Genomic DNA, 12,193 nt, shown 5'->3' with positions numbered 1-12,193 from the left:
GTATGAACAAAAGTGCCGCCCGGAAATTGTCCGAACGGCATACTACTTCTCTGATAGCTAGTAGTTTTACTCTCCCAGGAAGTTAACTACTTCCTCTACGAACCGCCCGGCATACTGGCAGAATGCGGCGTGGCCCGCGTCGGGATACACTACCAGGTTGGCATTGGGGATGCTTTGCGAGGCGTTGATGGCATTGATCACCGGAACAGGCACGTCATTTTTGCCCTGCACAAGCAACACTGGTTGCTTAATCGCCTTCAACTCACTTAATGCATTGGAATAAGGTTTGGCCCACGCAAGTACCGCACCCAATTGTGCCCCACTCGCCTGTTGGCTTAAAGGTTGGTCACGATCGGTTTTGCGCTGTTGTATACGCTCGTACGATGCCTTTCCGGCTTTGAGGCTTGCTTCCGATCGGGTAAAGCCGAATGTCAGAAAAGTTTCCTCTGGTGTGAGATTGGCCGTCGATGCGATGATATTGGGCAAATTCGCAAGGCCCTCGCTACCTTTCGGCCCGGTACCTGTCAATATGGCTTTGCGTACCAATCCAGGCTCCGTGAGCAGGATTTGCTGCGTAATGAACCCGCCCATCGAAAAGCCCATCAAATCCACTTTGGTAAAGCCCATCGCTTTGATAAACGCGACGGCGTCAGTAGCCATGTCTGCGATCGTCGCCGGTACTTGCCCTGTGGAGCTCCCTACGCCCCGGTTGTCGAATAAAATCACCTTATGTTTCTGCGCCAGCCCGTTCGTAATCGCAGGGTCCCAGTCGTCCATCGCGCTGCCGAGCGAAGCCAGCAATACCAGCGGAGTGCCCGCCTGGTCACCCAGGATGCGGTAGGCATATTTCACACCACCAGTTTCGACGAACTGCGTTTTGGCGGTCTGGTGATAATCGATGGCAACCGGCTCCGGTTGAATGCCCGACGCCTCGTCGTTATTGCATGAAACAAGCCCGAATGCCAGCAAGGCGGAGAAAAGTACAGATTTGAAGGAAACACCCGTGTTGATTTTCATCATTGTAATTGTTTGGTATGTGAATGATTGACGGATCAAAACTAGGTTCACAAACCACCACGGGAAATCGGGATAATGCCCAGACAGGCGAAGCAAGCCCTGAAATGGACAATGCGGTAGCTCAAATATACATCAGGTAACTTCCTTATTGAAAGTAGAATAATATCGATGTAGTTTCACTTAACGCATTAAAAGTATTTCGTATTGCAGAACTTTTACTACCTTGCTATCCTAATGAATTTTAGTTCATTATTTATAGAAGGTAATCTATTAAAGCCGGGTGGTTCGCTCCGGCTTTCTTCTTTTTCAGCGGGAAGTATAAGGCCCGTGTATCGATTTGATTTTCAGCTGCTCGTCTCGGTCATCCAGCACAAAAACACGGTAACTGTCTCCCCCATTAGCCACACGCACTACCACGTGGCCGCCATCGCTTTTCAAACGGTTGAGCATTTCGCCGATCACCAGCTTGTTGGCTTCCAGCATGTCGGTAGCGAAAACGTCGCGTTCGCCCTGGTAGATGCGTTGCGAGAAAATACGGTCGAGTACGTCGTGGCCCGGGTGATCCGACGACCAGACAGGGATTACCAGCACGCGCGGCCGCAACGAACCGAGCAACACGTCGTTTTGTGAATCACGGTTGCCGTGGTGATCGAGAATATGAACATCCACGGGGCCCACAACCTTCGCAACAGGTGTCTCCACATCATGCCAGGCCGCAACACCGGGTTGCAGTACGCCAGGGGTATCGCCGCCCGTGAAGTAATCGAACTTTCCGTAGCTGATCCGCGTCGCAATACTGCACATATTCTCGCTCGGGTACTGGTCCGGTTTCAGGTCTTTCAATTCGGGGAAATGCTTGCGGGTTACATTACCAACACCTGTCCATATTTCGCCATTGGCCGAAATGTTCCGTACCTCAAATGAGTTTTTGTATTTCTGAGGATCTCGCAACAGGACTATCTGGTCATTCCGGCCCGGAACGCTTGCCTCTACACGCAACCCTTTGTTCTTCACCTGCCATTCGAGGAACGTGCGGTAGTTATGCACCATCGTATCCCTGGATGGCCTCGGATAAGCATAATCGGGCCATCCGCGGTCGATGATCTTTTTCACGGGAACAAACTCCGCCACTTCGGTAATGCCGGCAAGCACATACTTGCCCTGTTCCGACTTTTTAGAGATCGATGTCGGAGTTCCCATATGGTCGTCGTGGAAATGCGTCATCAGCGCATAATCCACCACCGGCGTTTTGGCGACTCTGCGGATATACCGGGCAATCCATTCACCCGGTTGCCGCTCGGCGCTGGGCTTCGCCTTCGTATTGCGTGCGCTTTGCGTACGAGCCTCCGTGGGATCGAGCGCGCCCGCGTCCACGAGCAGAGTGGTACCATCCGGCAGGACCATAAAGGTCGCATTGCCCATTCCGGTATTGATGTGGTGAATGTCCATTTCGCCCTCCTGCCAGGCCGGCAGCGGCTGACCGACAGTCTGCGCGGAGGCCACGGGCGCATGAAAACCGAGCCAGAAAATAGCCAGGCATGTTTTTACAATAGTGGTGCGCTTCATTTCTCTATTTCAAAAGGGGTTAGTCTTGTATTTCCAATGCATGCAATTTATCAAACTCCCGGATAGTCTTCCTGATTTGCTTCCGGTGCACGCCGCTATACTGTATTTGCAGCGCGCTGGCTTTTTCAGGTTCGAGGTTTTTCAATTTCCAATATTTCGGATGCGTCAGCCCGATGGGCGGCCTGAACTCGTCTTCCTTCGGGTCTCTGATCAAAACATCGACCTGGATACTTACTTTTGAGAGGTCTTCGGCCAGTACACCCTCGACTTTTACTTTTACGGCTCTTCCGGTTTCTAAAACAAATATTTTTTCGTGCGTCATCTCACATCCAAACTTAATTCGGCGCCAAAGGTAAGGAGCCGAATCAAGATACAGGATGCTTTAACAAAATCTTAATTTTCATTGGACGTCCCGCCAGTTCTTCACTGCCTGAGTATCACAGCCTATCCGTTTGGCAGCACGCTCGCTGTTTTGTGCATTACCGGCGCGTGTTTTACCGGGGTATTTCCGGCGTCGAACCGCCCATCGGGCCGTAAGACCCATAAACGACTTCTTACCGGTTGTACCATACTTACTTGATACGGACGGGAGGACATCGACGACCAGCATTAAACTGTCGGCGAATCGGCGAAACAGGACTGGCTTTCAGGCATTAAAATATGAAAAACAGCCCCCTGTCCCTCGCGGGAGGTAGCATAAATATGCCCGTGATGGTTTTGAAGGATCTTCTTGCACATTGCCAGCCCGATACCCGTACCTTCGAACTCCTTCTTCCCGTGCAGGCGCTGGAAAATCTCGAAAATTTGGTCGGCATAATGCTCGTCGAAACCGATGCCATTATCGCTTACTTCCAGGTGATGGTAGTTGCAGCGGGTATCGAGCATCGGATACGATTTCAAGGCGGCCTTATCGAGCAACCTGGCTGAAACCGAAATTACAGGTGCCACCCCCGCCCTCGTGAATTTCAATGCATTGGAAATGAGGTTCCCGAATAGTTGCGCCATTTGCAACGGCACGGCTTCCACTACCGGAAGCCCGCCGTAACTGACCGTCGCGAGTTTCTGGTCGATCAGCAATTCGAGATCGTCGGCAATATTGTCGAGCACCAAGCCCAGGTCGATTTTCCTGACGAGATCCGAGTCTCTCGACAATTGCGAGAACGCGAGCACGTCACGGATCAGCAACAGCATCCGGGACGAGGCATTTTTAATTTTATCCAGGTAATTCCGCTGGCGGTCGGTCGTGCCGCCGAGTTCCGCTTCCAGCATTTGGGTAAATGTGGCCACCTTGCGGATCGGCTCCTGCAAATCATGGGAGGCGATATAGGCAAATTGCGCCAGCTCCGCATTGGAACGCTGCAAATGCCGGTTCGCGGTTGCCAGCTCGCGGGTACGCTCGGTGACGATTTCCTCCATTTGCAACTTGGCGATTACTTGCACAGTCACATCCTGGCAGAGGATCATCACGCCCTGCACACTCCCATCGCCGCCGCGGTAAGGCTGGTATACCAGGTTCAGATAGCCATCCTTTCGCTCGCCGTCCACAAACACAAAATAGGGACGTTCGCTATGATGTACCGGTTGCCCGTTCATCCTCACGCCATCGAGAATCGCCCTGAAATCAGCCTCAGATTCCGGGATCACGGAAAAAAGCGGTTTCCCGAGCAGATCTTCACGTGTACGGCCGATGAGGTGACCGTAGGCGTCGTTGACAATCTCCACGACCATTTCTTCCCCGATGAGTACGATTATCCCCACCGTAGCATCCGTCACCAGGTCCTGAAAACGACGCTCCGAATCGTGGAGCTGGTTGAACACCATCACCTTTTTAGTCGTTTCGGTGCAGGTCACAAAAACACCGTTGACTTCGCCCCGGTCGTCGTAAGCCGGGCTGTAACTGAATGTCCAGTAAATATCCTCGATCTGTCCATTCCTGAAAAACGGGACAAGCTGATCTTCAAACCAGACAGGCTCTCCGGAAGACATTACCCGTTGAAGCAACGGGCCGATAAAATCCCAGATTTCGGGCCATACCTCCCTGCCCTTCTTTCCGAGCGCGGGATGCTTGCCGTCTGCGCCGAGGCTCGGACGGAATGCGTCATTGTAGAAGCAGATGAGATCGTCGCCCCAGAAAAGGAACATTGGGAAAGCGGAATGCAGGACAATGCCCAGCGTCGTGCGCAGGCTTTGCTGCCAGTTCTCCGGCGTGCCGATCGATGTTTGCGACCAGTCGAACGACCGCGTCAGCGCGCCCATTTCGCCGCCTCCCTGAATAAAATGAAAAGCCTGGTTGTTTGTGGGCCTACGTAAATCCATAGCGAAGTCATGAATACACAGACCCCGATACTATAATCGCGCCAGGGCTGGTAGGGCTAAACCAATACTTTTTCGAGAATCGCCACCAGGTCTTCGAAACGGCCCGGTTTTGTAAAGAAATGGCGCGCGCCCAGCTGCTTTACCTGTTCGACTGTGGCCGCATTGGAGGATGTGGACAGTATGACCACCGGGATTTCGCGAAGCTTTTCATCTTTTTTGATCTCCGCCAGAAATTGCTGCCCGTTCATAAGGGGCATATTCAGGTCCAGAAAAATGAGGTCGGTTTCAAAATCACCTTTCGCGATTTGGCTTAAAGCTTTCCGGGCGCTGTCCAGAACAGTGCAGCGAACAGGCTTTCCGGTACATTCAAGCGCCGTCAGGAAAATCTCCTGATCATCTTCATCATCGTCAATGAGAAGAATATTCTGATAGAGCATTTACAAGGGTGTAAAGAAAACTTTGCAAATTATACTACAACGGTGCTTAAATCAAGTAAATCTTTGCCGTCGATTTTAATATATCCTATATTTTGCGGGTTCAAATCCTTAAACCAAACGAAAACACCATGTCATTTCAGGGATACCTTAAAACCATCCTCACAAAGACCGGCAAGGACCCGGACGATTTCCGTAAACTTGCAGAAGAAAAAGGTTTCACGGCCAATGGACAGTTAAAAGCCAGCACGAAGGCGGGCGATATTGTGCAATGGCTCAAAACGGATTACGACCTCGGCCAGGGACACGCCATGGCCATTTACGCGCTGTTGAAAGGCATTAAGGACGAAAACAGCGATTAAAACAGCTTATCGGATGTCTTGAAAGCGCCCCTGGCCAAGGTCACCGGTTTCATAACCTTTTTTGAACCAGTACATACGCTGCTGCGAAGTACCGTGCGTAAATGCGTCGGGTACCACGTAACCCTGCGATTCTTTTTGAAGCTTGTCGTCACCGATGGCATTGGCGGCTGTCAATGCCGCTTCCAGATCTCCGGGTTCAAGGATTTTGCTCATCTGGTTCGCGTGGTTCGCCCATACGCCCGCGAGGAAATCGGCCTGCAATTCCAGTTTCACGGACAGCTTGTTGTAATCGGCCTCGCTCAACTGGCGGCGCTGCTCCTGTACCTGCTGCGAAATGCCCATCAGGTTCTGTATATGATGCCCTACCTCGTGTGCTACCACGTATGCGACCGCGAACTCGCCCGGCGCGTTGAACCGGTCGCGGAGCTCGTCGCAAAAGGTCAGATCGATGTAAACCTTATGGTCGGCGGGGCAATAGAATGGTCCCATGGCGGACGATGCCCCGCCACAGGCGCTTTGCGTCGCATTCGAAAACATCTGCAACACCGGCTTTTCGTATTCGGCGTTATTCTGCGCGTAAATCTGCGTCCATACGTCTTCGGTACTTCCCAAAACGGCCGAAACGAAATCCGCCGTCTTGTCGTCCGGACGCGGCCCCGCCGGCCGGCTTTCGGCCTGTTCGGTTTGCGTGCCCTGTATATTGGAAAGTATCTCCTGTGGGTCCTGACCGGTGAGGAGCCCGATCGCGACCACGATGATCACCCCGATGCCACCCAATGCAACTTTTCCCCCGCCCGACATTCCCCGGCGGTCTTCGACGTTGCTGCTTCTGCGTAAATCCTGCCAACGCATATTGTTGATGTATTTTAAGTTAAAAACAAAATTTAATGCGGATCCGGACTCCGAACCCGTCGCACTCAAATATAGAAATAATGCCAGCCACGAAAAGCGGTGTGCCGCGATAATTTTACAGCGGGCTCTTTGACGTACAAGTATTGTTGTCGATGTCTACAATATGTAGATTCCATAAAGTCTATACTCCATACAATAACTTGTAAAGCCGTTAAATAAGTAATTCCGAAACATAGCTCAATAAATTCTTCGTCCAACAAGCGATGTACTTAAATTTAGGCAACTGAAGTTAATTAAGTTAAATCAGCCTATGCCGTACACTAAACCCTATTTCGCCGGATTCGCGTATCACTCCAAGGAGGTCTGCAAGTTTCTGCAGGCGTACAGCACGTTCACATTGATGCTGAAAAACGGCGCGATCATCCACCACCAGCCTGAGCATGCACTGGACTTTCAGCGCTGGCTTAACCACCACAAGATCGAGGACATTCGCGTGTCCATCCGAAACACCAACCCGATGGCCGTTCCGCAGCAATAATGCTGCTGCTGCCGTCGCTACTCAACCCTAACGTTCCTCTTTTTCTTCTTCCCCTTCCGGCCACCCGGCCCATTTCATTGAGCACCGCAACTGGCTCGCCCCTGTCACTCATTTGCCCGCTTCTAAGCAAACCTGGTACCACATTACGTCAATCCGCAACCAACTTATAGAACTTATTTCCTATATTTTTGTATAAAAAATATAGCATTTCACCGTCCGTTATCGCTTTGGGCAATCGTTAAAGAAACACCGATAAAAAAGCGTATAACAGTGTAACGACTGACTTTTGCTGCTTTACGGCAAAGATTTTACGTCGTTCAAACTACATTTCGACGTTATAATATGGGTTTAATTCGTTGGTATGAAGCATTTTAAAGTTTTCTTTCTGTGCGTGTTGCTAACCGGGCTTTTCTTTTCCTGTTCTCCCGAACTGCCCGAGGATGTGGAGGTTGCGATGAAGGAGCTGCCCGATAAGCTGGATTACAACCAGCATGTAAAACCCGTACTTTCCGACAAATGCTTTGCCTGCCACGGTCCGGATAAGGCCAAGCAAAAAGGTGGCCTGCGCCTCGACATGGCCGAATCCGCATTTCATAAGGTATCCAAAAACTCCGGACTCACCGCCATCGACCCCGGCGACCTGGCCGACAGCGAATTTTTCCACCGTATAATTTCCGCCGACCCGGATTACGTCATGCCCACGCCCGAGTCGCACCTGAGCCTGTCCGCACGTGAGAAAGCCATATTGATCCGCTGGATCGACGAAGGCGCCGAATACAAGCCGCATTGGGCATTTGTAAAACCTGAAAAACCCGACGCCCCGGATACGCAGCACGATAATCTGGCGGTGAACCCGATCGATCATTTTGTATTTAAAAAACTGGAAGAAGAAAAGCTGCAACCTTCGGCACAGGCCGAAAAGGAAATATTACTACGCCGGGTTTCGCTGGATCTTACAGGACTTCCGCCGACGCTGGCCGAAACGGATGCATTTTTAAAAGACAATTCGGCGAATGCTTATGAAAAGCAAGTCGACCGGCTGCTGGCTTCCCCGCATTATGGCGAGAAAATGGCCGTCGACTGGCTCGATCTGGCCCGTTTTGCCGATTCCCACGGCTACACGGTTGACAGATTGAGAGATATGTCGCCTTACCGCGACTGGGTGATCAATGCATTCAACAAAAACATGCATTACGACCAGTTCGTCCAGTGGCAGCTCGCCGGCGACCTGATGCCCAACCCGACGAAGGAAATGCGCATTGCCACCGCCTTCAACCGTAACCACCAGCAGAATATGGAAGGCGGCATTATCGAAGAGGAATTCCAGACCGAATACGTCGTAGACCGCACCAATACCTTCGGAGACGCCTTCCTGGGCCTTTCGGTAGGCTGCGCCAAATGCCACGACCATAAGTATGACCCGATTTCGCAGAAGAACTATTACGAACTGTTCAGTTTCTTTAATAATGTAAAAGAAGCCGGGCAAATTTCCTGGGACGACGCATTACCTACGCCGACAATGCTCCTGCCCACCGCTGCGCAGGAACAAACGCTCCGGTTTATTCAAGCTAAAATCAAAACGGAAGAACAGCAGCTCTCGGCTACCCAACGCAATGCGGAAGCGGGTTTTAAGCAATGGGTTGATCAGGGCGGCTACCGCAATCTGGCCAAAGAACAGCTTCCCAAGGCCGGTTTACAGGCTCATTATACTTTTGAAAACGGCTCGCTGCGCAATGCGGTGAATGCCAAAGAAACGGGTGTTATGAAACGGGAATCGGGCTCGCCGGGAGGAGACCCGGTGTTTTCAGCCAAATCCGGCGGCCAATCGCTGCGTCTCGACGGCGATGTTTACCTCGATCTCGGTCAGAACGGCGTGTTCCGCAAATCGGAGCCGTTCAGCGTGGGTATTTGGGTAAATATCCCCAAAGAATTGCATGAAGGTGTGATCCTGCACAAAAGCCAGGCCGAGCGCCTTTACAATTTCCGGGGATATCATTTATACCTCAAAAACGACCGCCTCGAACTGAATATGGCCCATACCGCGCCATCGGACGCATTGACACGCGTTAGCAAACAGTCCATTCCGAAAGACCAATGGGTGCAGCTGACCATTACGTATGATGGTTCTTCCAAAGCAGCAGGTTTCAGATTATATGTCAATGGGCAGGAGGCCGCAATGGAGACGACGATGGACCAGCTGACCAAGGATATTCTCTTTAAATCTCCCGTTCAGCCCGGTTTGCAGATCGGCGCGTGGTGGAGAGGCTTTGGATTGAAAAACGCGCAGGTAGATGATATTACCGTCTACAACCGAGAGCTGACATCGTTCGAAACTGCTTTGCTGGCCCGCAAATCGTCGTGGTCGGCTGTTGCATCGAAGAATGCTGCACAACTGACTACCAATGAAACCATTACTTTAAGAAACTATTACATTTCCGCCGTCGACCCTGCCATGGCAAAAGCGAGGTTTGCATTGCGCAATGCCCGCACCCAGCTTTCAGACTCTACCGAACATATCCGCGAGCTGATGGTCATGCAGGAAATGCAGCAACCCAAGCAGGCGCACATTCTGCTGCGCGGGAATTATGACGCTTTGGGTGAAAAAGTGTTCCCTTCTACACCCGCTTCGATTTTAGAATACCCTAAAAACTTACCCAAAAACCGTTACGGCCTCGCGCAATGGCTTACGCACGCGGATAACCCGCTCACGGCGCGCGTGGCCGTGAACCGCTACTGGCAGAATTTCTTCGGCACCGGGCTGGTCAAAACCACGGAGGACTTTGGTAACCAGGGTGAGCTGCCTACCCATCCGGAGCTGCTCGACTGGCTAGCCGTTACCTTCCGCGAATTGGGCTGGGATATTAAAAAGCTGAACAAACTGATCGTCATGTCTGCTACCTACCGCCAGAGCTCCCGCACGAGCAGGGACGTACGCGAGCGCGATCCTGAAAACCGTCTCTACGCACGCGGGCCTGCAAACCGGATGTCGGCCGAAATGATCCGAGATAATGCATTGATGGCCAGTGGATTGATAAACACAACAATCGGCGGCGCGAGCGTAAAACCCTATCAGCCAGAAGGGTTATGGTCGATCAACAGCAGCAACTACTCGCCTGACTCGGGCAGCGCCGTATACCGCCGGAGCCTGTACGTGATCGTGAAACGCTCGGTACCGAACCCGACCCTGGCGACATTCGACGCCACTTCGCGGAGTTTCTGCGTGGTGCGCCGGCAGAAGACGAATACACCATTGCAAGCCCTGGTAACGCTCAACGACCCGACTTTCGTCGAAGCCGTGCGCGTCATGGGTGAGCAAATGGCCCGCATTCCCGACGCACGCCAATCCATTACTACCGCTTATCGCAAACTCACCGGCCGCAAACCGCCCGGGAAGGAGGTCGAGCTACTTTTGACATTGCGAAAAGTGGAGGAAGACAAATTCCGGAAAGACCCGAAAAAGGCTGCGGGCTGGCTGCATACCGGTCAGCATATTGCCGACAAATCGCTCGACCCCGCATTACTGGCCGCCAATAGCGTGGTAGCGAGCACCATTCTCAATTCAGACGCCGCTTTAACCAAAAGATAACCATGCAGCACCATCACGAAGAAGACTTCCGCCTGCATACGCCCGAATTCAACGAACTGCACCGGAAACTCGACCGCCGCCGCTTCCTCACCCAGACATCCCTTGGGCTGGGCGCGATGGCCGTAGGATCGCTTTTCGGGCTCGACAAGCTGTATGGCTCAGCGTCGCGACAGGCAGCCGCAGCCACGGCCAGCGATCTGGAATCGGAAATACTCAAAGCATTGCCGCATATCGCGCCCAAGGCCAAGCGCGTGGTGTATTTGTTCATGGCAGGCGGGCCGTCGCAGTTCGAGACATTCGATTATAAACCGAAGCTGGTTCAAATGGCAGGCCAAAACCTGCCCGATTCGGTACGGAAAGGACAGCGGCTCACGGGGATGAGCGCGAGCCAGAGCGCATTGCCCATGGCTCCCTCGATTTACGGTTTCAACCAGCATGGCAAAACCAACACGTGGGTAAGCGAGCTGCTGCCCTATACGGCGAAGGTGGTCGACGATCTTTGCATTGTTAAATCCATTTACTCCGAGGCCATTAACCACGACCCGGCGATTACCTTTTTCCAGACCGGCAACCAGCTTCCGGGCAGGCCGGCGATCGGTTCGTGGGTGAGCTACGGGCTTGGTACAGATAATAATAACCTGCCGACATTCATCGTACTGGTTTCCAAAAACGCCCCGAAAGACCAGCCGCTTTACGCGCGTCTGTGGGGCAATGGCTTCCTCGAATCGCGGCACCAGGGCGTACAGTTCCGTTCGGGCAAGGACCCGGTGCTTTTCCTGAACAACCCGGAGGGCTACGACGGCCACGACCGGAAGGAAATGCTCGATTACCTTTCCAAACTGAACCAGTTGCAAAACGACACTTACGGCGACCCGGAGATCAATAACCGCATTGCGCAATACGAAATGGCGTTCCGGATGCAGACTTCCGTGCCCGATGTAATGGATACCTCCGCGGAACCCGACGACGTTTTCGAGCTTTACGGCCCGGACAGCCGCGACCCGGGCACCTACGCCGCCAACTGCCTGCTGGCCCGCAAGTTGCTCGAAAAGGATGTGAAGTTCGTGCAACTCTATCACCAGGGTTGGGACCAGCACGGCGGCCTTCCCAAAGCCATCGCCCAGCAATGCAAAGCCACCGACCAGGCTACCGGCGCACTAATTATGGACTTGAAACGTCGAGGCCTGCTCGACGACACGCTCGTGATATGGGGCGGGGAATTCGGGCGGACCGTCTATTCGCAAGGCAAGCTCAGCGCCACCGACTACGGCCGCGACCATCACCCACGTTGCTTCACGATGTGGATGGCCGGTGCGGGTGTGAAATCCGGCATCAGCTACGGAGAAACCGACGATTTCAGCTACAACATCATCAAAGACCCGGTACACGTCCACGACTTCCACGCCACGCTGCTGCATTTGATGGGCGTAGACCACGAGCGGCTCACCTACAAATTTCAGGGCAGGCGCTTCCGGTTGACGGACGTACACGGGAAACTGGTGAAAGATATTCTGGCGTAATC

The 12,193-nt window shown here is 52.7% G+C and carries 10 protein-coding genes; 4 read left to right on the top strand and 6 right to left on the bottom strand.

The features are described 5' to 3' along the window. Positions 1-66: 66 nt before the first annotated feature. The 5 genes from BMW93_RS17920 to BMW93_RS17895 form a co-directional block, all read right to left on the bottom strand. Entirely contained in the window at positions 67-1,020 is a 954-nt protein-coding gene (locus tag BMW93_RS17920; protein WP_229240555.1) for an alpha/beta fold hydrolase, read from the bottom strand. A gap of 303 nt (positions 1,021-1,323) precedes the next feature. Continuing rightward, on the bottom strand, positions 1,324-2,583 hold the full coding sequence (locus BMW93_RS17915; RefSeq protein WP_090379220.1) for a ComEC/Rec2 family competence protein: 1,260 nt from the start codon (positions 2,581-2,583) through the stop codon (positions 1,324-1,326). Positions 2,584-2,602: 19 nt separating this feature from the next. After that, a complete protein-coding gene (locus BMW93_RS17910; RefSeq protein ID WP_090379217.1) occupies positions 2,603-2,905 on the bottom strand; it encodes a hypothetical protein in 303 nt (100 codons plus the stop codon). A 287-nt stretch (positions 2,906-3,192) separates the two neighbouring features. Next, on the bottom strand, positions 3,193-4,899 hold the full coding sequence (locus tag BMW93_RS17900; RefSeq protein ID WP_090379211.1) for a PAS domain-containing protein: 1,707 nt from the start codon (positions 4,897-4,899) through the stop codon (positions 3,193-3,195). A 56-nt stretch (positions 4,900-4,955) separates the two neighbouring features. Then, positions 4,956-5,336, bottom strand: a complete 381-nt coding sequence (locus BMW93_RS17895; RefSeq protein WP_090379208.1) for a response regulator — start codon at positions 5,334-5,336, stop codon at positions 4,956-4,958. Between the two features lie 128 nt (positions 5,337-5,464). On the opposite strand from BMW93_RS17895, the gene BMW93_RS17890 reads away from it, so the two are divergent. Then, entirely contained in the window at positions 5,465-5,695 is a 231-nt protein-coding gene (locus BMW93_RS17890) for a DUF4287 domain-containing protein (RefSeq protein WP_090379205.1), read from the top strand. Between the two features lie 6 nt (positions 5,696-5,701). Here BMW93_RS17890 and BMW93_RS17885 read toward each other — a convergent pair whose 3' ends face one another. After that, positions 5,702-6,547, bottom strand: coding sequence for a neutral zinc metallopeptidase (locus BMW93_RS17885; protein ID WP_090379202.1), 846 nt, complete (start codon positions 6,545-6,547; stop codon positions 5,702-5,704). A gap of 310 nt (positions 6,548-6,857) precedes the next feature. Here BMW93_RS17885 and BMW93_RS17880 point away from each other — a divergent pair, with 310 nt between their 5' ends. From BMW93_RS17880 to BMW93_RS17870, 3 genes are all read left to right on the top strand, one after another. Then, positions 6,858-7,085: a hypothetical protein gene (locus BMW93_RS17880; RefSeq protein WP_090379199.1), complete on the top strand. Its 228-nt coding sequence runs from the start codon at positions 6,858-6,860 to the stop codon at positions 7,083-7,085. Between the two features lie 361 nt (positions 7,086-7,446). Next, positions 7,447-10,671 (top strand): DUF1553 domain-containing protein, encoded by a 3,225-nt coding sequence (locus BMW93_RS17875; protein ID WP_090379197.1) that lies wholly within the window; start codon positions 7,447-7,449, stop codon positions 10,669-10,671. Positions 10,672-10,673: 2 nt separating this feature from the next. Beyond that, positions 10,674-12,191: a DUF1501 domain-containing protein gene (locus BMW93_RS17870; RefSeq protein WP_090379195.1), complete on the top strand. Its 1,518-nt coding sequence runs from the start codon at positions 10,674-10,676 to the stop codon at positions 12,189-12,191. The last annotated feature ends 2 nt before the right edge of the window (positions 12,192-12,193 follow it).

Origin of the sequence: Dyadobacter sp. SG02, assembly GCF_900109045.1 — a bacterium.
GTDB lineage: Bacteria > Bacteroidota > Bacteroidia > Cytophagales > Spirosomataceae > Dyadobacter.
The sequence above is the reverse complement of the archived record's forward strand: the minus strand, read 5'-3'. Positions and strand labels throughout refer to the sequence as shown.